The organism is Candidatus Paraluminiphilus aquimaris, from assembly GCF_026230195.1.
GTDB lineage: Bacteria > Pseudomonadota > Gammaproteobacteria > Pseudomonadales > Halieaceae > Luminiphilus > Luminiphilus aquimaris.
Window position 1 is genome coordinate 2,619,523 of the sequence record NZ_CP036501.1, and the last position, 23,420, is coordinate 2,642,942.

The window sequence follows — 23,420 nt, forward strand, 5'->3', positions numbered from 1 at the left end:
TCAGAAGTTGCGACCAAACCAATTGCGCAACCCACCCAGCAGACTGCTGGTCTTCTGACGGTCCGCAGATAACTGCGCGCCCTCATGAAGCTCTTTTGCACCCGACAGCAACAGCCCAACAGCTGTGGCATAGATCGGATTTCGAATAATGTCGTGCATGCCACGTGTGTACTGCGGTGCACCCACGCGTACAGGCATGTGAAAAATTTCTTCGGCGAGCTCGACCACACCCTCCATCTTGGAGGTGCCACCCGTTAGCACAACGCCGGCGGGAATGAGCTCCTCAAACCCCGATCGGCGAATTTCGCCCTGAATGAGCGTAAATAGCTCGTCGTACCTGGGCTCAACTACCTCCGCGAGTGATTGCCGCGATAAGTCTCTCGGCGGACGATCGCCGACGCTCGGTACTTTGATGGTCTCTTCAGGTCCGGTCAGCTGTGCGAGCGCGCAGGCGTATCTGATCTTGATTTCTTCGGCGTGCTGCGTGGGCGTTCGCAGCGCCATCGCAATGTCACTGGTAACCTGATCACCCGCCACTGGAATCACGCCGGTATGGCGAATTGATCCTTCCGTGAATACCGCGATATCCGAGGTTCCACCGCCGATATCCACCATGCAAACACCGAGATCACGCTCATCATCGGTAATGACTGAATAACTCGATGCCAGCTGTTCGAGAACAATGGCATCTACCTCAAGACCACAGCGTTGCACACATTTTTCAATGTTCTGTGCAGCCGTCTCAGCGCAGGTCACCAAATGTACTTTGGCCTCAAGACGCACTCCCGACATACCAAGCGGCTCTTTGATTCCCCCTTGGTTGTCGATCACAAACTCTTGCGGGAGGACATGGAGAATTTTTTGATCCGCAGGAATCGCGACGGCCTGGGCAGCGTCGATGACCCGGTCGATGTCTGCTCGCTCTACTTCACGATCCTTGATCGCGACGATTCCATGCGAATTCATGGATCGAATATGGCTACCCGCAATGCCGACGTAAACCGAGTGAATTTGGCAGCCGGCCATTAGCTCTGCTTCCTCAACCGCTCGCTGAATGGCGTTTACAGTCGATTCGATATTCACCACAACGCCCTTTTTGAGACCCTTTGATGGATGCGAACCAATACCAACGATATCTATGGTGCCATCGCTATCAATCTCACCGACCACCGCTACAACCTTGGATGTACCTATATCCAAGCCAACGATCATGCGCTTCTCTTCAGTCGCTGCCATTACTGGCCTCCTTGCTGTTGTGACACGGCTGTCACCGCAAATTTCTGATTCTTGCGAAGCACTGCAGCCCCGCTCTCATATCTAAAGTCGATTCTCTCAATCGCGTGATTCGCACCCGACTGCTCGCTCTCAAGCAGCGCGACAAAACGACGAACACGCTTAGCAAAATCCTTGTCACCGAATTGGACCTCGGTTCCATCCGTTAACTGTGCCGATATCTGCTTGAGGCGATCCTCATTAAGCGCCGCGACAGAAAGGCGATGGCGGGTCAGCAGCATTTGAAAAAGTTTGAAGTGCTCGATAAGCAGCTCTGGCTCGCTGTGTTCGCTCCACAACAAAGGGAGATCGTCGTATCGCTCAAAGGTGTCTCCGTCAAACACATCGCCATGCTGGTTGATGTAAGACATGACCCCCCAACGAGCGATGGGCGTTTGCTCTGTTACGTGGACATGAATCGTGCCTGGCCACTCGCGTCGTACATTTGCATCGAGCACCCAGGGCAATGTTTCGAGTTCGTCGGCGATAGCCGCAAGGTCGGTGAGTAAGAAGCCCTCTGCCACGCGCGGGGTGAGGACTTGTTCAACACGATCTCTTGCTACGTGGCGCATATCACCGCTAATAGCAATGTGCTGCACCGGCATATCAGTCGCGCGCTGTGTCATCAAACCCAGAAGCCCTGCGACGACAATGAGCGAGACCGCCAAGCTGATGCGTTTGACGCTTTGCACGAACCGCGCCCGGCGGGAGCGTGTTTTTTGTGGCTCATTACGTTTCACATTACGGGCCATCTCGATCCTCCTCAGGCCCACACACGGGGGAACCGTCGACGACAGACGCAAGATAGATTTCGGCGAGGAGGTCCGTAAAACTCAGCCCCGCTGCAGCCGCCGCCTTCGGTACGAGGCTATGCTCGGTCATTCCAGGGATAGTATTCACCTCAAGGAGCTGCCAACCCTCAGCATCGCGCATGACATCAACCCGTCCCCACGCTTTGGCGCCCGATGCCTCAAACGCTTTCAGCGCCAGCGTTTGCAAAGCCTCAGACTCGGACGACGACAGTGGTGCTGGGCACTCAAACCGTGTTTCGCCCGAGACATACTTGGCATCAAAGTCATAAAACGTAGACGCAGGCGTTATCTTTATTGGCGGCAAGGCCTTACCGGACACAATGGCTACGGTAAACTCATCACCGTTAATGTGCGCCTCAGCCATAATCGCAACCCGTGATTGCGAGGCGAGCAATAAAGCCTGCTTAAGACTATCTGCGTCGCTGGCCATCGACATGCCGACCGAGGACCCCTCGGAAACGGGTTTTACAAATACGGGGCCTAGGCGATCGATCACGGATGACAGATCGCTGTCTGAATCAATCATTTCAAACGCAGGTGTTGGCAAGCCTGCACTTCGCCAGACTAACTTTGTCTTGGCTTTATCCATGCAAAGCGCACTTCCCAGGACGCCCGAGCCTGAATAAGGTACGCCCAAACAATCGAGCAAGCCCTGCACGCTGCCATCCTCTCCCCCGACGCCGTGAAGAAGATTGAACACAAACGTTTCCAGCGGAAGGTTGTGATGCCACCCCGTAGTCGCCGTATCGAGACGCGTGACGATGGCGCCCGCCTCTGTCAGCGCGTTTGCCACCGCAGTGCCACTTTTTAGCGAAATCGTGCGCTCTGCAGAATTTCCACCCATGAGTACGGTCACACTCATGTCTTTGAAGACCTCACTCATATCAAGGCCTCCAAGGAAGGTGTCTCTGACAGCATTTTTGACAGGCGCCCGATATTGCCGGCTCCCTGCATGATTAAAACGTCTCCATCGATAAGGAACTTAGAGAGACGCACAGCTAGCTGTCCGTTGTCAGAGAGTAAGACCGGGTCCACAAAACCGGCTTGGCGTATACTGCGGGCGAGAGATCGACTATCCGCGCCGACGATTTCCTCTTCGCCGGCGGCGTAGACATCGAGCAGAACCAGTCCGTCCACAGAAGAGAGCACGTCGACAAACTCGTCGTAACAGTCGCGTGTCCGGCTATATCGATGCGGCTGAAAAACCATAACCAAGCGCTGATCCGGGTAAGCGTCCCGAGCGGCGTTAATTGTTGCGCGAAGCTCAGTGGGGTGATGCCCATAGTCGTCAACCAAAAGCGCAGCACCAGCTTCCCATGTCACATTACCCAAAACAGAGAAGCGACGACCGACACCCTCAAACGAGGCTAGACCGCGGGTAATCGCCTCAACGCTCACGCCTAGTTCGCTACAGACCGCGACAGCGGCAGAGGCATTTAGCGCGTTGTGAACACCGGGCATAGGTAGCCGAAGTTCAAGGCTGTCCTCTGTTGCTTTTCTGTGCAGCGTGAAACGACTTTCCAACCCAGAGTAAGTCAGTGCTTCAAGCCTAAAATCAGCATCATCCGCAAATCCGTAGGTGACCACCTGGCGCGTTACCGACGGCAATAACTCACGGACCCCCGGGTCGTCTAAACACACCAACGCCACACCGTAAAACGGCAAGTTCTGCAGGAACTCGGTGAACGCTTGGTAGTACGCCTTTACGTCACCTTGGTAATGCTCCATGTGATCGGGTTCGACGTTGGTAATCACCGTCATCATGGGCAACAGGTGGAGAAAGGAGGCGTCGCTCTCGTCCGCTTCCACAACTAAATAATCACTGGCACCCAGCTGAGCATTGGACCCGGTGTTATTGAGGACACCGCCAATCACAAACGTGGGGTCCAAGCCCGCCTCTGCCATGAGCGATGCAATGAGACTTGTCGTCGTTGTTTTACCGTGAGTCCCAGCGACTGCGATGCTAAAGCGATAGCGCATGAGCTCAGCCAGCATTTCAGCTCGAGGGACGATCGGTATACGCTGCTCTCTGGCCGCTTTAATTTCAGGGTTAGCCTCGTTGATGGCAGATGACACCACGAGTACGTCTGACCCATCGACATTCGCCGCTCTGTGACCAATTGAAACTTTGACTCCCAGACCCTTTAGCCGCGTTACAGAGGAGCTTTCAGCGATGTCGGATCCGGAGACGGTGTAGTTAAGGCCCACGAGCACCTCGGCAATACCACTCATACCTGAGCCACCGATCCCAACAAAGTGGATACGCTGAATGCGTCGCATCATGGGTTCGCGTGTGAGGACGGTTTCAGCCACGGGCCACCTCCTCTGCAATCGCTACAACATCGTCGGTCGCATGTGGCTTTGACCAGTCGCGGGCACTCTGCGACATCCGAAGCAACGACGGCGCGTCGGCAAGTACCCGGGATAGGAATGCGGGCACGACGTCACTGCCCAAATCTTTTTGCGCAACAATAGTGGCCCCACCGGCTGATTGCAGAGCCTCGGCATTTTTCATCTGGTGGTTATCGATCGCCTGTGGAAGCGGCACTAATAAACTGGGGGTCCCCGTTACAGCCAACTCACTCACCGTCAACGCACCGGCCCGGCAGATAGCAATATCGGCCCAACCATAAAGTGCCGCCATATCCTCTACAAAGGGTAAAACGTCATACTGATGAACGCCTATGCGCGCCCATGCTTGTTGAGTGACCTCCACATGCGCACTCCCACACTGATGCCTTACCTCAATAGACGCTAATTCCTCGCTCGATAATTGCGCAAACGCCTCTGGGCAGCCTGTATTCAACGCGAGGGCGCCCTGGCTACCGCCAAGTATGGCGATACGAAGAGGGCGCAACGCGTCGAACGAGTCCGCTGGATAATCTTTGTGTGCTACTTTGCAAAATCCATCGCGCAACGGATTACCGGTCACGTTGACATCGATACCTGTCTTAAAAGCCCCCTCAAAACCCGCCATAACGCGAGCGGCTCGGCGAGCAAGGACGCGGTTCGTAGTCCCCGCGATGGCGTTTTGTTCGTGAATCAATAGCGGGATACCCAGCAAACGGGCTACAGCACCCGCAGGTCCTGCGGCGTACCCACCAAAACCGATTACTATGCTTGGGCGGCGACGGAGTAACAGGACAAGCGCTTGCCCGCAGGCCCATAGCAACGAGGCAACGCCTTTTACCCTCGAGATCGCACCCTTACCGCGCAATCCAAGCGTTTTGAGCGTATGAAGGGAAATCTTATTCGCCGGTACAACGGTTGCTTCTAAGCCGCGCGCAGTACCTATCCACGAAACATCCCAGCCTTTCGCACGCAGACATTGCGCTACGGCAAGACCTGGATAGACATGACCGCCGGTGCCACCCGCCATGATCATCACACTGTGCGCAGAGGCAGTCATGCGGACTTCCTCCTAGCTTGCGCATGTTGAGGCCGATGGGGGCGACTGCGCTCGAGCTTGAGTAATACACCTACCATCATGCAGCTGACGAATAAGCTGTTACCGCCGTAACTAATGAACGGAAGCGTAAGGCCTTTGGTCGGAAGCAAGCCGGAACTGACGCCCATATTGACGAAGGCCTGCCCTGCAAAGATGAGTGCAAAACCAAAGCAGACATAGGATTCGAACTCGCGTTTCTCCTCGAGAAAGCGGTAGCCGATGTATACAATTCGACCCACAAATGCGGCGAAGAGCACAACGACCGCAACAGCACCGACTAATCCCGTCTCTTCCGCCCAGATTGAAAAGACAAAGTCGGTGTGGGCCTCGGGAAGGTAAAACAACTTCTGAATACTGTTACCCAAGCCCACGCCAAACCACTCGCCACGCCCATAGGCGATCAACGACTGAATGAGTTGGAAACCGCTACCGAAGGGATCACTCCAAGGGTCCTGATACGCCATCAAACGCTTCATTCGGTAGGGTGCCATCAAAATCATTCCCACCAGGATAGCGAGGGCCGCAGAGACCAGCCCTAAGACGTTGATTAATCGAGCGCCTGCCATAAATAGCATGCCAAAAGCGGTTCCTAGCAGGATCACCGTGGCACCGAAATCAGGCTCCATCAGGAGTAAGCCGGCAAAAATCACTAGCACCGCTATCGGCTTTAAGAGGCCCCGAAGGACCGTGCGAAGCTCATTGCCATGGCGCACCATATAGCCCGAAAGCCACAGGACTACCGCGAATTTTGCGAACTCCGAGGGCTGGAACGTCAGTGGCCCAAGAGGAATCCAGCGCTGACTACCGTTTACAATACGCCCGACGCCCGGCACCAAAACAACCACGAGTAAGGCCAATGCCAGCATTAAGAACCAGGGCGAGGTTTGATGCCAAATGGAAACAGGAATGAAGTACGCGACAACGCCCAGGGTGAGGCCGATACCCAAGTACATAAGATGTCGCGTCGCGTGATGCCACTCGTCACCGAACTTTGCTTCCGACAGACTGATGGACGCAGAGGAGATGGCAATAAGTCCGATGGAAATTAGGGTCAACGTCAATACGAAGAGGGTGGCTCCAGCGTAGTTTTCACGAGGCAAGGTCGCCATTAGGACACCTCCTCGACAGCCTGCACAGCGACCGTAAAGGCCTCACCGCGCTCTCGATAATCTCGGTACATATCCAGGCTCGCACACGCGGGTGACAGCAACACAGTGTCACCGGGCTGTGCCAACTGGGTTGCGGCCCGAACGGCGGCCTCCATGCTGTCAGAAAACGAGCGGGACGCCGCTTGCTCAAGCACATCGTCGATCGCCGCTGCATCGCGCCCAATCAACACCGTGTGTTTTACAAAGCGCGATATCGCCTTCGTTAGGGGGGCAAAGGCCTGACCTTTACCCTCACCGCCCGCGATTAGAATAATGTTCTGACCGGCCGACAGTCCTTCTAGCGCCGCAACGGTGGCGCCAACGTTAGTCCCTTTACTGTCGTTGACGAATCGAACACCGCCTTTGGCGGCGATCAACTCACAGCGGTGTGGTAGGCCTTTGAGCCTTTTCACGCCCTCAATCAACTTTTCATACGACAAGCCCATTGCATGGCAAATCGCCAGGGCCGCCAAGACGTTGTTTACATTGTGATGACCAACCAGGGGGATATCCGACAATGGGCAAAGGGGCTGAAAACCGAAACAGATCCAAGGCGCACCCTCGTGGTCGCGCAACCCTAACTGCTGCATATCGGGCTCGTTGTCCCGCCAAAGGGTCCAAGGCACATCGCCCTTACCGACAGGCTGTGTCAGGGCATCTCGATAATTCGCTACCACGTGCTGAGCGCCCGCAAAGATTCGGTGCTTTGCGAGGTGATACAAGGGCATCGTGTGATGGCGGTCCAGATGATCTGGCGAAAGATTGAGCACAGCAGCTACAGCGAGATTTAAGTCACCCGCCCGCTCAAGCTGGAAAGACGATAACTCGAGGACGAAGACGTCGACCTCATCGTTAAGCAGGTCGAGAGCCGGAGTTCCCAAGTTCCCACCCACCGAAACAGTCAGACCACTCGCGGTCAGCAACTGGCCAACAAAGGTTGTCACCGAGGACTTCCCATTGGAGCCCGTAATGCCAATTACGGGGGCCTGCGCTTCGCTTACAAACAAATCGATGTCGCCGCGCACCTCAATATTAAGCGACTGGGCCAAACCAATCACCTCTGAATCCATCGCAATACCCGGTGAGACCACGAGGAGGTCCACCTGCCGGAGCACGGCCTCGCTGATCTCGCCAAAATGCGATTCGATACCCACAAGCTCACGACGTAATGTGAGATCGTCACCGACGTCAGCGCGCGTATCCATGGCGATAAACGGTATGCCCTGTGCCGCCCAGAAACGCGCAACGGAACGCCCGGTATGTCCCATACCGAGAATGCCACGTCGAATCGAACTGGAGATAAGCTCAGGCATCATTCATTCCTACCTCAACTTCAACGTCGCCAATCCGAACAGGACGAGCATCGCAGTAATGATCCAAAAACGGACAATGACACGAGGCTCAGGCCAACCGGAGAGTTCAAAGTGATGATGAATGGGCGCCATCTTAAAGACACGCTTGCCGCGTAGCTTAAAGGAGGCGACCTGAATAATGACCGACAGCGTTTCAATGACAAACACACCGCCCATGATAAAGAGCACCAATTCCTGGCGGATAATGACCGCGACAATGCCAAGTGCCGCACCGAGTGCGAGCGCACCTACATCGCCCATGAAGACCATCGCTGGATAGGTGTTAAACCACAAAAAGCCCAGCCCCGCCCCTGCGATGGCACCACAGAAAACGACCATCTCACCTGCACCTGCGATATAGGCAATATTGAGGTAGGCGGCAAAGTCCACACGACCGGTGACATACGCAATCATGCCTAAACCAACCGAAACCATAACGGTGGGCAAAATAGCGAGTCCGTCGAGTCCATCGGTCAAATTGACCGCATTACTCGCGCCCACAACCACTAAATAGGCCCAGGGAATAAAAAGGATCCCCATCAACAAAGCGAAGTCCTTTAAAAAGGGGAGATACAGGGTCAATTCAGGGACTTGGGTTGACGTTGCAAACAGGTAGCTAACCGCACCGAGCCCGACCACTGACTGCCAAAAATATTTCCAGCGTGCGGGTAAACCGCGGGAGTCTTTTTCAACGACCTTACGGTAGTCGTCAACCCATCCGATCGCGCCAAACAAGACCGTAGTCAACAAAGCGACCCAGAGATACTTGCTGGATAAGTCGCCCCATAGCAACGTACCAGAGGCAATGGCTACAATGATGAGCGCGCCACCCATCGTAGGCGTTCCGGCTTTACTCAAATGGGATTGGGGACCGTCAACACGAACAGCTTGACCAATCTGCATCTCCTGAAGCCATCGAATCATTCGAGGACCCACCACAGTGGAGATCACCAAGGCCGTCATAGCCGACAAGATACCGCGCAACGTGATGTATTGAAAAACAGAGAACGCAGATTCCCACGTCGCCAACTGTTGTGCGAGCCAAGTTAACACTTCGCATCTCCCAAAGATGATGTCATTGAAGTCACAAACCGATCTAGCTGCATCCCGCGAGACCCTTTGACCAGAATCGTCTCGTCTTGAAGGAAGTCAGGGCAGTCAGCTAATAATTCATTGGTGTCGGAAAAATGCAGGGCTTGAACGCTACAGCTGTCTTTAATATGAGCTGACAGCTCACCTACGGCGATAACGCGCTCGATACCCAAATTCGAGAGATGCTTGCCCACCTCGCGGTGGTAGCGAGGTCCGTCATCGCCAAGCTCCAGCATGTCGGCTAACACGGCTGTGCGCGGTGGGCGAGCCTTATTGAGTGTATCGAGTGCTGCCATTACGCTTGACGGACTTGCGTTGTAACAGTCGTTAATAAGGCGGATGCCCCTATCGAGCTGAATGGTATTCCCTCTCCCCTCTACCGGCGATAAGGCCTCGATACCCTGAGCAATGACGTCTGGGTCGATGTCTAGCGCGGCAGCGGCTGCCATAGCAGCAAGTGCATTAGTCACACCCGCCTTTCCCGGAATCGAGAGGCGCAAAGCAACGCGGGTACCCAACATATCGACCGTGATATCCGATCCATCCAGCCCGTGATCTACCGTGTCTAGAAGTCGAACATCCGCCGAGCTGTCTTCACCAAACGCGATAATCTTTGCCGGCGCAGCGCGCTTTCGCCAAGAAGCGTAGTGCAACTGATCTGCATTCAGTACCGCGGTATCAGCCTCAGTGAGATTGTCTAGAATCTCGCCTTTCGTCTCGACAATCGTATCCAAACTGCCGAAACGACCCACATGAGCCTCAAGTGCATTGAGAAGCACCGCGATCTGCGGCGCGGCCATCGACTTTAAGTAAGCAATGTCACCTTTTCGCGATGCACCCATTTCAACGACTGCAAACTCGGGATTCTCTGAAAGCCTTGCCAGGGTCAAAGGAACACCAAGCTCGTTATTCTGGTTGCCCGAGGTCGCAACCGTTGAGCCCGCACCAGAGCAAATAGACTCAAGGAACGACTTTGCGGTGGTCTTGCCGGCGCTGCCGGTGATCCCAATCACTACGCCACCAAAGTCCGCTCTCATCAGACGGCCAAAGCTCGCGCACACCTGATTTGAATCGGCTATTTGAATAGAGGGCACAGGGGTGTCGATCGGTCGCGCGCAGGCAACAGCGACCGCGCCATTTGCTAACGCACTTTCAATGAAGTCATGCCCATCGACTCGGTCTCCAACAATCGCAACGAAAAGGTCTCCCGGCTTCACTGCACGGCTGTCGATCGCAAGGCCTCTTAAGACTGCATCCCCATTTTGGCAGTCAACACCGAGACTCTTGGCTAAATGAGAGAGATGAAGGTCACGCATAGGCCACCTCACGTTCTCGCAGAGCCTGCGCCGCGCAGTCGACATCAGAAAAATCGAGCTTCTTGTCCCCAACCAACTGATAGCTCTCATGTCCTTTACCAGCGACGAGCACCGTGTCTCCCGGTTGCGCGTTGAGGACCGCATACCGAATGGCCTCACTTCGATCGAGCTCAACACGACATGCGGACGTGCCGACACCCCGCAGTATGTCGTTGGCTATGGCATCGGGCGCCTCAGATCTGGGGTTGTCATTGGTGACGATGAGCTGATCCGCCAATGACGTTGCGATTTTCCCCATCTCAGAGCGCTTACCTACATCACGATCACCACCACAACCAAATACGACCCAAAGCATGCCTGCGCACGATGGCTTTAGCGCCCCGAGCGCACTGGCGAGCGCATCAGGGGTGTGGGCGTAGTCAACGACGACCCGAAGATCACCACCACCTTTGACCTCTTGCATCCGACCATCAACAGGTAGCAGATGCTCCGCTGCATTCGCCACTTGCGTGAAAGCGAATCCAAGACCGGTAACAGCAATGACAGCGACCGCAACATTGAATGCATTAAACCGACCATGGAGCGCCGAATCGATCTGTGCGGTGCCGTAGGGAGAATGAATCTGAAACCGCAAACCTGTCGGTGTCTCGTCGAGCACTTTGACATAAACGTCGCCGCTGGCATTCACCAGCGACACCCCAAGCGCCGGATTTGCAGAAGCCTCTCGTGCGCCCTGGGTTGAAGGATCATCCGCGTTGTAAATCACACGATCTGGAGTGAAATCAGTAAAGAGGCGGAGCTTTGCCTGTCGATAACTGTCGAGATTACCGTGATAATCGAGGTGGTCTCGGGTCAAATTACTAAAGACCGCTGTATGAACAGTCAGGCCATCCATTCGGCTTTGCTCTAGCGCATGACTCGACGCCTCTAGCGCTACGAACCGGACACCCTGATCCACCCAATCAGCGAGCTGTCTATTGAGTGAGATTACATCTGGCGTTGTATTCTGACTCTCTACAGCCTCGCCCGAGCGAAGGCGCGCACCCAGCGTCCCAATCGTGCCAGCCGACTCCCCAAGAAGGCGAAGTAACTGTCCTATGTAGTCGCTGATACTGGTTTTTCCATTCGTACCTGTTACGGCCAGTAGCGCCAACTGGGCTGAAGGATTGGCGTAAAAGCGCTTTGCTAACTCACCAAGATGCGATTTTAGATCGGGCACCGTCACCACACGGGGTCCGAGGTCAACTGCCTCAAACGGCTCTGCGAGGACCACGGCAGCGCCTCTCTCGAGTGCATCGGGAATAAATCGCCGCCCGTCAGTTTGAGCGCCCTGGATGGCAATAAAACCCGCACCATTAGTAACTTGACGACTATCCAGTGTGATATCGCATATAGGCGCTGCCGCCAACGAGGACGGGATATCCGCCAATCCACAAGCCAGCTCAGATAGTGACATGCTAGGCACCCGCACCACCTCCTGTACTCGCGAATAACGGCAAATTAGCGTCGTCCTGCGTTGTATCCGGGACCGCATTTCGGATACGGAGAACTTCCTGTGTTATGCGAGAGTAAACGGGCGCCGCGGCCGCGCCACCGCCATAGACATCACCTTCAGGTTCATCAATGACAACAACGGTTACGTAACGAGGCGACTCAATCGGCGATACGCCGGCGAATAAAGCGACGTAGCGATCATCAAGATACCCAGCACTTCCCACCTTGTGAACGGTTCCGGTCTTACCGCCTACATTGAAGCCGGGGACACTGGCCCGCTTGGCCGTACCCTCTTCACCCGTTACCCGATGAAGCACAGTGATGACCTTGCTCGCAATGTCGGGCGAGATCACCTGCTGCCCGGAAGAATGGGTGTCGTCAGTTGCGAGTAACGTGAGCGGAACAAGCCGACCTTCGTTTGCAAAGACGCTGTAAGCGTGTGCAAGCTGGAGCGGCGTTACCAATAAACCGTAGCCAAATGCAGGCGTCACCTGGTCAATTTCGCTCCAAAAGTCGTGATCAGGTAAGCGGCCCGATCGCTCACCGGGAAATTCTGCGCCGGTGACCTGCCCCAGACCCAATCGCTGAAACACATCAATGATGCTCTCGTGACCGATAGTCTGCGCCATCTTTGTCACACCCACCTGACTCGATTTTTCGATAACGCGGGATACCGTAATAGCACCATAATTGCGGGGATCTGGAAGCACTTTACCGCCCACCTTGATACGGCCGGGCGACGTATCGATAACCGTATCGATATCAAATTCACCGCTTTCCAGCGCCGCAACCAGCGTCAGCGGCTTCACAGTTGAGCCCGGCTCATAAACGTCGGTAACAACGCGATTTCGCATTGCTGCGAGGTTCAACTGACCTCGTTTATTCGGATTGAATGAAGGTAAGTTGGTCATCGCCAGAATTTCGCCCGTGCGAGCGTCGAGCGTGACCGCTGAGGCGGCTGCCGCTCCTGTTTCCTTCATTGCACGATGCAGCTCTCGATGCTGAGCGTGTTGCAATCGCAGATCTATACTGAGTTGTAGACTTTCTCCGTCAGCCGCCTCCCTTACAACGCCGATGTCTCGGATAGCATCGCCATGCAGATCTTTTATGAAACGCTTCTTACCCGGGGCCCCCTGGAGGCTCTCGTCAAACCGCATCTCCAACCCAGATGCGCCCTCGCCGTCGATATTTGTCGTACCCACTAACTGAGAGACAACCTCTCCTGCGGGGTAAAACCGTCGATATTCGCGCTGTCCGTAAATTCCAGGGATACCCGATGACAGTACGGTGCGCGCAACGGTCGGCGTTTGGTGCCGAGACAGATACATGAACTGCTTCTTTCGGTAGCGCTCGAGTTTTGCCAAAAAACTATCGACCGGAAGGTTTAGCAACTGAGCGAGCTGGGATTCCTTTCCGCTACCGATGAGCTGTTGCGGGTTCGCCCATAGGGTTACAACAGGGGTGGAAACGGCAAGTGGTGCGCCTCGGCGATCAGTAATGAGTCCGCGATAGGCGGGAATCTCAGCCGATCGGACGGCGCGCAAATCACCCTGGCGCTTTAAAAAATCATTACCGTACTGGCTCGCCCCAACCTGAAGCTGAACAAGTCGAAAAATCAACATGCCAAAAAGGCCTGTGAGCAGTGCTGTGACGAAGAGGATTCGCCACCGATAGCTAAATGGCGTGGCTGGCGCGGCGCTCACTCTGCAACCACCTTTATCGCACCCGTATCGGGCGGTGTCATCGAGAGCTCAGTCTCTGAGAGTTCACTGATTCGGTGCGGCGCGCTGAGCGTTGAATACTCAAGAACCAGCCGACTGTAGTTTTCTTGCAGCAGCCATCGCTCACTCTCAAGCCCTTGAAGCTCGGCGAAGAGCAAACGCGTTTGGTGTGTTTCACTTACCACCATCAAGGCGCTACCAAGGCAGAGCCCGAACACCACGGGCAAGGCGAAACGAGAAGCAAGGAGACCGGCAATCACTATCGTCGCTCCGCAATGCGCATGACAGCTGATCGAGATCGAGGGTTTCTAGCGATCTCTTCATTGCTGGGCTTCATCGCCTTACCGACCAAATTCAGCGTTTTTCCTGCATCGCTGTCAACCACAGGTACGTGACGAGGCAGCTGAATGCCTCTCGCCTGATCCCGCATAAATCGTTTCACAATGCGATCCTCAAGCGAGTGAAAACTAATCACTACTAGCCGACCGCCAACGACCAGCTTATCGACCATGCACTCAAGCGCGAGCTCCAGGTCCTCGAGCTCTCGATTAATGAAAATGCGAATCGCCTGAAAGGCGCGCGTTGCAGGATGCTTATGTGGCTCCCATTTAGGGTTCGCCTCAGCAATGATATTGGCGAGCTGACGTGTGCCCGTAATCGGGGTCTCTGCCCTTGCCTTCACGATGGCCGCCGCCATGCGCTTTCCAAAGCGCTCCTCACCGTAGGTTTTAATAACGTCTGCAATGTCCTGCTCAGGGGCAGACGCCAGCCATTGTGCAGCAGTCATTCCTGTGCGCGTATCCATTCGCATATCAAGCGGCCCATCACCACTAAAGCCAAAGCCCCGTTGTGCGTCATCCAATTGCGGTGAAGAGACACCCAGATCAAGCAAAATTCCGTCTAGCGAGTTATCCGTCACGATACGAGAGATATCAGCGAAGCTGCCTGGCTCGAACTGAAACCTCGGATCGTTAGCCAGCGACAGTGCGGACGCCTCAGCAGCCGGATCCTTATCCACTGCAATAAGCTTTCCGCTGGGCGATAGGCGAGACAATATTTCCCTCGAGTGACCACCTCGTCCAAACGTACCATCGAGGTAAGAGCCGTCGGCCCGCACCGACAAAGCGGAGACAGACTCCGCTAAAAGTACCGACACATGCTCTGCCTGCGTCAAAGCTTCAGCCCCATTAATTCATCGGGCAAGTCGCCGCCATCAGCAGCCAGTGCGGCCTCGCACTCCGCATCCCAAAGCGTCTCAGACCACAACTCCAGCTTGTTACCCTGCCCCACCAAGACAACACGTTTTTCTAGTTGCGCATATTCTCGCAGCGCACCGGGAAGCAACACGCGGCCATTGGAATCAAGGTCGAGGTCGCTTGCATAGCCCAAAACCAATCGCTGAAACCGACGGACCGCCGGATTTAATGTAGGAAGATCCTGAACGTCACGCTCTATGCGCTCCCATTCTTTGAGTGGATACATCACTAGACAGGAAGACTGGGTATCAATCGTAACAACCAAAGAGCCCGCACTGATATCGAGGAGCGACTCGCGCTGACGGGCAGGGACAGATAGCCGCCCTTTCGCATCCAGATTGATGTGCTGTACTCCCCTGAACACCACAAACTCCCCATGTCGCCTCTAAAAAAGCAGGTGAATTCCCCAATTACCCACTTTTTCCCACTAATCACCACTGTAGCAACGCAATCTGGATGGGTCAATGCGACGAGATAAAAAAATCCCGTAAATTCAGGGCCTTATAGACGCACGGCGGGTGATTAATCCAGGGAGAAATGGCGGTTTAGGGCGCCGCTAAATTAAGAAATAACTCAGCTCGTTAGAAAGGCTACCAAGAGACAGTCTCTAAATGGGGTCAATAGCGAGATAAAAATTCAATTTTATATGCGAATTTATTATAAAGGAGCACCCCCCAGCTTCCTAGAAAGCTAGAGGGTGCATAGCGAGTCAGTCGATAAGCCGGGTTCTGTCGAGAACGGTCATTCATCTGCGACGCCTGTCACCAGACGCCTGTAGCAACCTACCCGGATCCGCCGAGGGTCACGGCATACGGATCCCTATTTGGTCTTGCTCCGAGCGGGGTTTACCATCGCCACGCCTGTTACCAGCCGCGCGGTGCGCTCTTACCGCACCTTTTCACCCTTACCACCGCTTGCGCAGTGGCGGTTTCCTTTCTGCTGCACTTTCCGTGAGCTCACACTCCCCAGGCGTTACCTGGCGCTCTGACCCATTGGAGCCCGGACTTTCCTCTGCACGTTACGTACAGCGACCGCCTAACTGACTCGAGGCGACGATAGCACCGACCGGTTTATCGCTCAATAATTACCCGCTCAGTCAGCAATAAGCTGCTGATAAAGGTCTCTCGATTTCAACCCATAGTGGTCTGCGACGATTTGCGCCGCCTTACGTGGTGGCAACTCTGAGGCTAAACGCGCCAACAGCAGCCGCCCATCGGCACCGAGCGTCGTCGTTTGAACGACCAGTCCCGAGATAACCACAAACTCGCCCTTTTGCTGATTGGCGTCGTTCAACACCCACTCACGAATATCCCCTAATGGCGCTCGACGGATGGTTTCGAAGGTTTTTGTGAGCTCTCTCGCCAAACAAATTTCGTGATCAACACCGAATACGGCGAGCATGTCGGTTATGAGATCAACAATCCTGTGAGGGGCTTCATAAAAAATAACAGTGGTATTTAGGCTCTTGATCGCTTCGAGTCGCTTTACTCTCGCCACCTGCTTAGCCGGAAGAAAACCCTCAAAATGGAAGTGATGGGTCGGAAGCCCTGCCGCACTCAGCGCAGTAATGGCCGCACAGGCGCCAGGCAGTGGAATCACGGTGAGCCCTCTGGCCTGCACTCCTCTGACAAGGGCATAACCAGGGTCCGATACAAGAGGCGTGCCCGCATCACTGATGAGCGCAATCGACTCACCACCGGCCACCCTGTCGGCTAGTTGCTCTACAACACGGTTTTCGCTGTGCTCGTGAAAACTCACAAGCGGCGTGGAAATGTCGTAGTGCGTCAAGAGCGTGCGCGAGTGACGAGTGTCCTCCGCCGCAATCAGATCGACCGCCTTGAGTATTTCCAGCGCTCGGAGTGTTATGTCGCCAATATTCCCAATCGGTGTCGGCACAATGTATAACGCAGCTTTCAATTCTTCATTCTCTCCGTACAATCGGGGACCATGGCTATACCTTCTCTCACTACCGCTAAGTCCATCGCCCATGATGTCAGTTTATTGCCTGAACTGCACAAATGGGTTTTGGCCGGCTTTGTGGCTCTTGGCATCAGCGCTTGTACGACCCCCACGCCATCCAACGCCCCAAGTGGCGTAACCAATATATACGAGTACCCCATATCCGCCGTGGCGCAGCGAGAATCTATCGATACGGACGACACCACTCTCAATCGAGATGCCGTCCTATGGTCACAAAAAATCGCCGCGGAAAAAGGTTGGTTGTTCGCCCTGGCTGAACTGGAATCACTCGAGGCAGGCCTACTCTCCCCTAATACCGAGCGATTTATTCGCTCACAGCTGTTTTGGCTCGAGGGTGACACGATCGCTGCGGATAACGAACTGGGTAAGATATTTGTTAACAGCGATGATGGGCTCGATCTACTGCTTGCGGAACGGCAGCGGCGCGCGCTGGAAACAGGTAACGCCGTCGCGGCGGCTCAGGTCGCGCTGGAGCGGCTAAAGCTCGGATATCAAGGTCAAGACTCGGCCACATATTCAGATGTTTTTAATTTTCTATCCACCGCATCGGAGCAGAAGATTGCTGCCGAACTTCGCAAAGCCGAGCCTCGGAGCGATTGGGCAGCCTGGCTCAGTCTAAATCGCGCGTACCGACAAGGCCGACAGGAAGTGATGGAATGGCGTCAACAACATCCTCGACTACCGAACGGCTTGCTCGACTTGCCCTCAGGTCTGCCTACCTGGCTAAACAACGACTTACCCGTCCGCGTGGCAGTCCTTTTGCCGTTGAGCGGACGCCTAAAGGATGCGGGAGAGCGTGTTTTACAGGGCGTCACAGAGGGCTTCTTTGACAGCTACAGAGACGCTGCACTGCGTCCACAGCTCATTACCGTTGACACCGAGCTCGCATCGAGTGGTCGCGCCGCCTATTTGACCGCTCTTGAACGTGGCGCTGATTTCGTTATCGGTCCATTGACCAAGGAACGCGTGGCCGAACTCCAGGCCCTTGATAGCCTGCCGATTCCTGTACTGGCACTCAATCGCGGCGCAACCGGCGTGAGCATGTCCTTTTCCGCAGAGAAGCCGCTTTTGAGCCTGAGCCTTGCACCAGAAGACGAGGCAATTCAGTTAGCGGCGCTCATTTGGCAAGCGGGTCTGCGCCAACCAATGGTTATTGCGCCAGACTCCGCGTGGGGGCAACGTATGCACTCTGCCTTTAACACACAGTGGAGTGCCTTAGGTGGCGACATTACAGCAATAACCACGCTGACGAGTGAGTTAAGCGACAACGAAACGATTGCAAACAGTTTGGCTACACTGCAAAGCGAATCACGCATCAAAGAGATCGAAAAAGCCTTTGAAGCACCTGTGGACTCGCAGGCAAGACGGCGCACAGACCTCGACTCCGTCGTCTTACTCTCACCAACACCACAAATGGCGCGCGAAATTCGCCCGCTACTTCGTTTTCATTACGCAGGTAAGCTACCGGTTTATGCGCCTTCTACGATTTACCAAGGCGGATCGGGTATTGCCAATCGGGACTTAAACGGCATTAAGTTTGTGTTACCCGCCAGCGCACTTGCTACGGCTTCGCCACGGTCTCAACCGCTTCATGCCCTCGGACTTGACGCAGCCGCGCTCATTGACCATTTCGATCAGGCTAGGGAAACCGGGGGCACACTCCTCTTTGGTGAAACCGGAGACCTGAGTGTCGATACGATGGGTAATGTTCACCGACGATTAAAACCGGCCGTTATTGCTAGAGGCAAAGCCCGACCGGTCTTGTAGTGTAAAGACCTTAGACAGTGCGGGGGCTTTAGACATTCGAGAAACGGGCCAATATTGGGAGACATGTGCGGCTCGGTTTCTTTGGACAAGAAATATCCCTACCGTCGCAACCAATATAAGAAGCCGATTTGGCGAGCTCGACCTTGTGGCTATCGAGGGCCCGACGCTGATCTTCGTCGAAGTGAAGTACAGAGCGCCGAGCAAATTCGGCCCCTCAGCATTCGCCGTCACTGGACGGCAACAAAAACGAATCGCGCAAACAGCGGCCCTATTTAGATCCCAGCGCAGCGAGTATTGCCATTTACACTGCCGTTTTGACATCATCGGGTTTGATCAGCTAGGTGGTCACGTTCAAATGACGTGGTTAAAAGCCGCGTTTAGCGCTATTGAGTAGTCAAATTATGAATAGTTTCGACATAACCGCCGAGTTTTTTCATCAACAGATCGAGCACATTAGCTTGGCTGCCGATGCTGTCGCAGGTATGGCTGAGGCGGCAGCACCGGCTGTTGCGGGTGCGATGATGGCCGAGAGAAAGGTTTACTCTATTGGGTCAAGTATCGATGCCAATCTTGCGAACACTTTCTGCCATCTTATTCGGGATGGACTCGGTAGCGAGCGACCTAATCTTCCCATCATTCCCTTAACCTCAAGCGCTGCCGAGCCTATCGACGCTGGCGCTCAGTGGCTTGCGAGAGAAATTCGAACACTCGGTCATCCTGGCGATGTCGCGGTTGTGTGGGGCTCACAGCTAACCCCTGCTGGCGTCGATTCACTTCATTCAGCCTTAGCACAGCGAGAAATGGCATCCTTCTGGATTGGCACCAGCAGTCCTAATCCATCATTGCCATTCCCAGAAGCCAATGCAGCAGTACGACTCGCACTTTGCTCCATGACCGCGATCGCCATGACTCGGATCATTGAGAGTGTATTATTTGACCACTGATCGGCAGTTACTTAACGAGCTTTAACGAAGGCTTATTGCCGGGAGCCGGTGAGATCGGATCGGGCTCCGGCGGCGTCCTGTCATCGGCCTCATTGTCGTCGTCGAAGATCATACCTTGTCCGTTCTCCCGCGCATAAATGCCAAGAACACTCGCAAGCGGCAGAAAAACCTCCATGGGAACACCACCAAAGCGGCCACTGAAGGCAATGACATCGTTACCTAAATGCAAACTTACCACCGCCGTGGGTGATATGTTCAGGACGATTTGCCCCTCATTGACGTAGTCGACCGGGACCACAACGCCCTCTACGTCCGCGTCAACGAGCACATGCGGCGTACAGTTGTTATCTACAATCCAATCGTAAATAGCACGGACAACGTAAGGCTTGCTGGGCGTCAATCGAGTCCCCTTGTCCTATTAGATGCGCATTTCTCGTTCTTGAATGGACAAGCTCTCCTGGAAGGCCTCTCGTCCAAATAAGCTGTCCATATAGTTGAACAGGGGCTTGGTTTGCTTCGTGGCACGAAGGTCAACTCCCAGCGCAGGAAGGCGCCATAAAATAGGCGCTATGCAGCAGTCTACCAGCGTGAATTCCTCACTCATGAAGTAGGGCTTCTCAGCAAAGATAGGCGAAAGCGCCGCCATGCTATCGCCTAAGTCTCTTCGTGCAACCGCTACGGCACCCGCGTCCGAGGAATGAAGAATCGTGTCCACTAAAGAACACCAGTCACGTTCGACTCGGTACATAAACAGACGGCTTTCCGCACGCGCCACAGGATAAACAGGCAATAAGGGTGGGTGCGGGAAGCGCTCGTCAAGATACTCCATCATGACCTTTGACTCGTACAAGATGAGATCTCGGTCAATCAGTGTTGGCATCGTGTTGTAAGGATTCAGATCGCCCAATTCTGGTACAGGCACTCCGTCCACACCCTCAACCAGATCCACTGAAACGCCTTTTTCAGCCAAAACAATCCGCACGCGGTGGCTGTAGTGGCTCGTGCTATCTGAGAACAGGGTCATAGCAGAGCGTTTTGAAACCGCTGCTGCCGCGTCGTCGGTTACCTTCATGGAGAACTCCGGGCGGGATTAGAATGTAATAAAGGCGGAGCAATGCCCCGCCTTCATGAATTATGCCCTTGCAGGCTACTTAGTGCACGTCTTTCCAATACTCGCGGTTAAGTGCCCACGCAATAATGAAGAAGATGGCCAAGAAAAGCATGACCTTCTTACCGATCTCAACTCGCGTCTGCTTGTAGGGCTCTGCCGTGTAAGCGAGGAAATTGACAAGGTCGTACATCGCGCCATCGAACTCAGTCGTTGACATAACACCCGCAGCTGCGACTTCCAGTGAGTCGCAATGACCGGCGTCAGAATGATCGCTGTCTGCATTTACACACTGCGGTAATCCCTGCAGTTCGAGTAATACGTGAGGCATGCCGACATTTGGATAAACCAGGTTGTTCACACCGTACGGGCGAGAGTCATCCTGATAGAAGGTGCGAAGGTAGGTATAGAGATACTCAGGCTTTTTCGCGCGCGAGATAAGTGTCAGGTCGGGTGGGGCCGCGCCAAACCAGCCTTTTGCAACGTCTTTATCCATGCTGATATCCATCAGCGAACCAATTTTTTGGTCTGGATCAAGTAAGAGGTGCTCTCGGTAAAGATCTTCTGGAATACCTAAGTCTTTTGCCACGCGATTGTGTCGAGAGTACTGCAGCGAGTGGCATCCAGCGCAGTAGTTTGCATAGAGTGCAGCACCGTGCTGCAAGGACGCCGTGTCACTGGCGTCCGCAACAAACTCATCGCAAGGAATGCTTCCGCAGTCATAGGCTGACTCCGCACCGACGGCCTTTAGCGGCAACCAGGTGAGGACGGCAACGACCGCCAGGGTAGCCATATTTTTACCAAAGCCCATACCGCCATCCATTGTGATGCGGTCTGGAACCTCTTTCGTCTTGTCCCAAGTCGACCACCAGTACATGCCGAGGAAGAAGGCAAAGTAATAAATGGTGCAAATTTGGGCGAGCAATGTTCGGCTTTCTGTCGGCGCCTTAACACCCAAGACACCGAGAATAATGAAGCAAATGACAAAGCCGAGAAGCATTACACGATTGAGCATGCCTCGATAACGCCACGAGCGGACAGGATTCCGATCAATCCAGGGCAACGCGAAAGGAATCGCTACGGACGCCGCAAACGCGATGAAACCCCAAAACTTATCGGGTACTGCTCTCAGCACCGAGTAGTAAGGCGTGTAGTACCACACAGGGGCAATGTGAGCTGGGGTCTTTAGCGCATTCGCTTCTTCGAAATTCGCAAGCTCTAGGAAATACCCGCCCATTTCTGGTGCGAAGAAGATAATGCCGCAGAAGAAGAACAAGAAGACAGCAATACCTTGAATATCGTGCACCGAGTAGTACGGGTGGAATCTGATGCCATCCAGCGGAATGCCGTTTTCGTCTTTGTGCTTTTTGATCTCAACGCCATCAGGGTTGTTGGAACCCACCTCGTGGAGCGCAAGAATGTGCAATACAACTAACGCGAGCAACACGATGGGCAACGCCACCACGTGCAAGGCAAAGAATCGGTTAAGTGTGATACCCGAGAGCAGGTAGTCACCGCGGATCCAGGTCGTGATGTCTTCACCGACAACAGGGATCGCCCCGAATAGAGAAATAATGACCTGTGCACCCCAGTAGGACATCTGGCCCCACGGCAGTACATAACCCACAAATGCCTCAGCCATCAGTACGACAAAAATCAGCATGCCGAAGATCCAAATAAGCTCTCTGGGTTTCTGGTAGGAGCCGTACATCATGGCGCGGAACATATGCAAATAAACCACAATGAAAAACGCAGACGCTCCCGTTGAGTGCATGTACCGCAACAGCCACCCATACTCCACGTCACGCATGATGTATTCGACCGACGCAAAAGCTTCTTCAGCGCTCGGTGTGTAGCTCATTGTGAGCCAAATACCCGTGAGCAGCTGATTCACCAAAACGAGCAATGAGAAGACGCCGAAGAAATACCAGAGGTTGAAGTTCTTAGGCGCATAGTATTTACCCATGTGCGTATCCCACGCACGCGTTACGGGTAATCGCGCATCAAGCCACGAGACCAATCCTGTCAATGCCTTTTCCATTTACGCAACCTCCGCGTCAACGCCGATAACGAGCACGTTATCGCCTTCGAATGAGTAAGGTGGAACCATCAGATTATCGGCAGCCGGGACGCCTTTGTAGACACGTCCTGCCAAATCGAACTTTGAACCGTGGCAGGGGCAAAAGAAGCCACCTTGCCAGCTATCACCGCCCAAATCAGCCGCACCCACCTCAGGTCGAAACTTCGGTGCGCACCCTAAGTGTGTACAAAGCCCAACGACAACGAGGTACTCTTCATTGAGCGATCGCGGCGCACCGTTGATGTAGGCTGGCTGGTCTGACGTATCGGAGTTTGGATCTTTCAGGTTGCCGTCGAGGCTGGGAAGGCTGGCAAGTTGCTCTGGTGTGCGGCGAAGCACGTAAACGGGCTTTCCGCGCCATTCCACCACAACCATCTGACCCGGCTCGATCTTGCTGATGTCTGCCTTGACAGGCGCACCGGCGGCCTTTGCTTTCTCTGAGGGATTCCATGACGCCATGAAGGGCACTGCGACACCCACGACACCCGCAGCGCTGACTGCAGAGGTCGCCGCTGTTAGAAATCGGCGTCGTGTTTGGTCTGATGCGCTGCCAGCGTCGGCCGTCTGACCTGCCTCAACTTCACTCATTCGGTTATCTCCGATCTTGGTTATATTGTTGGCAGCGCTGTT

22 protein-coding genes and 1 other RNA gene are annotated in these 23,420 nt (G+C 54.4%); 3 read left to right on the forward strand and 20 right to left on the reverse strand.

From position 1 onward, the window contains the following. The 16 genes from ftsA to rsmI all read right to left on the reverse strand — a co-directional run bounded on the left by ftsA (window position 1) and on the right by rsmI (window position 16,828). Window positions 1-1,236, reverse strand: coding sequence for a cell division protein FtsA (ftsA, locus tag E0F26_RS12005; protein WP_279241903.1), 1,236 nt, complete (start codon window positions 1,234-1,236; stop codon window positions 1-3). Continuing rightward, window positions 1,236-2,024, reverse strand: coding sequence for a cell division protein FtsQ/DivIB (locus tag E0F26_RS12010; RefSeq protein WP_279241904.1), 789 nt, complete (start codon window positions 2,022-2,024; stop codon window positions 1,236-1,238). Before E0F26_RS12010 ends, ftsA begins: the two co-directional genes overlap by 1 nt. Continuing rightward, window positions 2,014-2,967, reverse strand: a complete 954-nt coding sequence (locus E0F26_RS12015) for a D-alanine--D-alanine ligase (protein ID WP_279241905.1) — start codon at window positions 2,965-2,967, stop codon at window positions 2,014-2,016. The genes E0F26_RS12010 and E0F26_RS12015 overlap by 11 nt, the downstream gene beginning before the upstream one ends. Continuing rightward, window positions 2,964-4,364, reverse strand: a complete 1,401-nt coding sequence (gene murC, locus E0F26_RS12020) for a UDP-N-acetylmuramate--L-alanine ligase (RefSeq protein ID WP_279243228.1) — start codon at window positions 4,362-4,364, stop codon at window positions 2,964-2,966. The genes E0F26_RS12015 and murC overlap by 4 nt, the downstream gene beginning before the upstream one ends. Window positions 4,365-4,389: 25 nt before the next feature. Then, window positions 4,390-5,493, reverse strand: coding sequence for an undecaprenyldiphospho-muramoylpentapeptide beta-N-acetylglucosaminyltransferase (murG, locus tag E0F26_RS12025; protein ID WP_279241906.1), 1,104 nt, complete (start codon window positions 5,491-5,493; stop codon window positions 4,390-4,392). Next, window positions 5,490-6,641, reverse strand: a complete 1,152-nt coding sequence (ftsW, locus tag E0F26_RS12030) for a putative lipid II flippase FtsW (RefSeq protein WP_279241907.1) — start codon at window positions 6,639-6,641, stop codon at window positions 5,490-5,492. The genes murG and ftsW overlap by 4 nt, the downstream gene beginning before the upstream one ends. Next, entirely contained in the window at window positions 6,641-7,996 is a 1,356-nt protein-coding gene (gene murD, locus E0F26_RS12035; RefSeq protein WP_279241908.1) for a UDP-N-acetylmuramoyl-L-alanine--D-glutamate ligase, read from the reverse strand. Before murD ends, ftsW begins: the two co-directional genes overlap by 1 nt. 6 nt (window positions 7,997-8,002) lie before the next feature. Further along, complete coding sequence (mraY, locus tag E0F26_RS12040; protein WP_279241909.1) at window positions 8,003-9,085, reverse strand: phospho-N-acetylmuramoyl-pentapeptide-transferase; 1,083 nt, start codon at window positions 9,083-9,085, stop codon at window positions 8,003-8,005. Beyond that, a complete protein-coding gene (locus E0F26_RS12045) occupies window positions 9,079-10,440 on the reverse strand; it encodes a UDP-N-acetylmuramoyl-tripeptide--D-alanyl-D-alanine ligase (RefSeq protein ID WP_279241910.1) in 1,362 nt (453 codons plus the stop codon). Before E0F26_RS12045 ends, mraY begins: the two co-directional genes overlap by 7 nt. Beyond that, window positions 10,433-11,896, reverse strand: coding sequence for a UDP-N-acetylmuramoyl-L-alanyl-D-glutamate--2,6-diaminopimelate ligase (locus tag E0F26_RS12050; RefSeq protein WP_279241911.1), 1,464 nt, complete (start codon window positions 11,894-11,896; stop codon window positions 10,433-10,435). The genes E0F26_RS12045 and E0F26_RS12050 overlap by 8 nt, the downstream gene beginning before the upstream one ends. A gap of 1 nt (window position 11,897) precedes the next feature. After that, a complete protein-coding gene (locus E0F26_RS12055; RefSeq protein WP_279241912.1) occupies window positions 11,898-13,637 on the reverse strand; it encodes a peptidoglycan D,D-transpeptidase FtsI family protein in 1,740 nt (579 codons plus the stop codon). Next, entirely contained in the window at window positions 13,634-13,915 is a 282-nt protein-coding gene (gene ftsL, locus E0F26_RS12060) for a cell division protein FtsL (RefSeq protein ID WP_279241913.1), read from the reverse strand. Before ftsL ends, E0F26_RS12055 begins: the two co-directional genes overlap by 4 nt. Then, window positions 13,915-14,829: a 16S rRNA (cytosine(1402)-N(4))-methyltransferase RsmH gene (rsmH, locus tag E0F26_RS12065; protein ID WP_279241914.1), complete on the reverse strand. Its 915-nt coding sequence runs from the start codon at window positions 14,827-14,829 to the stop codon at window positions 13,915-13,917. Before rsmH ends, ftsL begins: the two co-directional genes overlap by 1 nt. After that, window positions 14,826-15,275 (reverse strand): division/cell wall cluster transcriptional repressor MraZ, encoded by a 450-nt coding sequence (gene mraZ, locus E0F26_RS12070; protein ID WP_279241915.1) that lies wholly within the window; start codon window positions 15,273-15,275, stop codon window positions 14,826-14,828. The genes rsmH and mraZ overlap by 4 nt, the downstream gene beginning before the upstream one ends. Before the next feature lie 337 nt (window positions 15,276-15,612). Then, window positions 15,613-15,958, reverse strand: an RNA gene (rnpB, locus tag E0F26_RS12075) — RNase P RNA component class A. A gap of 45 nt (window positions 15,959-16,003) precedes the next feature. Further along, window positions 16,004-16,828, reverse strand: coding sequence for a 16S rRNA (cytidine(1402)-2'-O)-methyltransferase (gene rsmI / locus E0F26_RS12080; protein WP_279241916.1), 825 nt, complete (start codon window positions 16,826-16,828; stop codon window positions 16,004-16,006). A 30-nt stretch (window positions 16,829-16,858) separates the two neighbouring features. Here rsmI and E0F26_RS12085 point away from each other — a divergent pair, with 30 nt between their 5' ends. From E0F26_RS12085 to E0F26_RS12090, 3 genes are read left to right on the forward strand one after another with little or no spacing between them, the layout of a single operon-like run. Continuing rightward, window positions 16,859-18,658: a penicillin-binding protein activator gene (locus tag E0F26_RS12085; protein ID WP_279241917.1), complete on the forward strand. Its 1,800-nt coding sequence runs from the start codon at window positions 16,859-16,861 to the stop codon at window positions 18,656-18,658. Beyond that, window positions 18,627-19,052 (forward strand): YraN family protein, encoded by a 426-nt coding sequence (locus tag E0F26_RS12530; RefSeq protein WP_420887689.1) that lies wholly within the window; start codon window positions 18,627-18,629, stop codon window positions 19,050-19,052. The genes E0F26_RS12085 and E0F26_RS12530 overlap by 32 nt, the downstream gene beginning before the upstream one ends. Before the next feature lie 7 nt (window positions 19,053-19,059). Further along, on the forward strand, window positions 19,060-19,602 hold the full coding sequence (locus E0F26_RS12090) for a hypothetical protein (protein ID WP_279241918.1): 543 nt from the start codon (window positions 19,060-19,062) through the stop codon (window positions 19,600-19,602). A 7-nt stretch (window positions 19,603-19,609) separates the two neighbouring features. On the opposite strand, the gene E0F26_RS12095 is transcribed toward E0F26_RS12090, so the two are convergent. The 4 genes from E0F26_RS12095 to petA form a co-directional block, all read right to left on the reverse strand. Further along, window positions 19,610-20,002, reverse strand: coding sequence for a ClpXP protease specificity-enhancing factor (locus tag E0F26_RS12095; RefSeq protein ID WP_279241919.1), 393 nt, complete (start codon window positions 20,000-20,002; stop codon window positions 19,610-19,612). Between the two features lie 18 nt (window positions 20,003-20,020). Next, window positions 20,021-20,674, reverse strand: a complete 654-nt coding sequence (locus E0F26_RS12100; protein WP_279241920.1) for a glutathione S-transferase N-terminal domain-containing protein — start codon at window positions 20,672-20,674, stop codon at window positions 20,021-20,023. Between the two features lie 79 nt (window positions 20,675-20,753). Beyond that, on the reverse strand, window positions 20,754-22,751 hold the full coding sequence (locus E0F26_RS12105) for a ubiquinol-cytochrome c reductase (RefSeq protein WP_279241921.1): 1,998 nt from the start codon (window positions 22,749-22,751) through the stop codon (window positions 20,754-20,756). Further along, window positions 22,752-23,378 (reverse strand): ubiquinol-cytochrome c reductase iron-sulfur subunit, encoded by a 627-nt coding sequence (gene petA / locus E0F26_RS12110; protein ID WP_279241922.1) that lies wholly within the window; start codon window positions 23,376-23,378, stop codon window positions 22,752-22,754. Window positions 23,379-23,420: the final 42 nt, after the last annotated feature.

Excerpts from the sequence above, each read along its gene's own strand:
- E0F26_RS12045 (WP_279241910.1), bottom strand. The coding sequence starts at position 10,440 with ATGCGTGACCTTCATCTCTCTCATTTAGCCAAGAGTCTCGGTGTTGAC.
- E0F26_RS12050 (WP_279241911.1), bottom strand. The coding sequence starts at position 11,896 with ATGTCACTATCTGAGCTGGCTTGTGGATTGGCGGATATCCCGTCCTCG.
- murD (WP_279241908.1), bottom strand. The coding sequence starts at position 7,996 with ATGATGCCTGAGCTTATCTCCAGTTCGATTCGACGTGGCATTCTCGGT.
- E0F26_RS12085 (WP_279241917.1), top strand. The coding sequence starts at position 16,859 with ATGGCTATACCTTCTCTCACTACCGCTAAGTCCATCGCCCATGATGTC.
- E0F26_RS12105 (WP_279241921.1), bottom strand. The coding sequence starts at position 22,751 with ATGGAAAAGGCATTGACAGGATTGGTCTCGTGGCTTGATGCGCGATTA.
- petA (WP_279241922.1), bottom strand. The coding sequence starts at position 23,378 with ATGAGTGAAGTTGAGGCAGGTCAGACGGCCGACGCTGGCAGCGCATCA.
- ftsW (WP_279241907.1), bottom strand. The coding sequence starts at position 6,641 with ATGGCGACCTTGCCTCGTGAAAACTACGCTGGAGCCACCCTCTTCGTA.
- E0F26_RS12010 (WP_279241904.1), bottom strand. The coding sequence starts at position 2,024 with ATGGCCCGTAATGTGAAACGTAATGAGCCACAAAAAACACGCTCCCGC.
- murG (WP_279241906.1), bottom strand. The coding sequence starts at position 5,493 with ATGACTGCCTCTGCGCACAGTGTGATGATCATGGCGGGTGGCACCGGC.
- E0F26_RS12090 (WP_279241918.1), top strand. The coding sequence starts at position 19,060 with ATGAATAGTTTCGACATAACCGCCGAGTTTTTTCATCAACAGATCGAG.
- murC (WP_279243228.1), bottom strand. The coding sequence starts at position 4,364 with ATGCGACGCATTCAGCGTATCCACTTTGTTGGGATCGGTGGCTCAGGT.
- ftsA (WP_279241903.1), bottom strand. The coding sequence starts at position 1,236 with ATGGCAGCGACTGAAGAGAAGCGCATGATCGTTGGCTTGGATATAGGT.
- E0F26_RS12015 (WP_279241905.1), bottom strand. The coding sequence starts at position 2,967 with ATGAGTGAGGTCTTCAAAGACATGAGTGTGACCGTACTCATGGGTGGA.
- E0F26_RS12100 (WP_279241920.1), bottom strand. The coding sequence starts at position 20,674 with ATGAAGGTAACCGACGACGCGGCAGCAGCGGTTTCAAAACGCTCTGCT.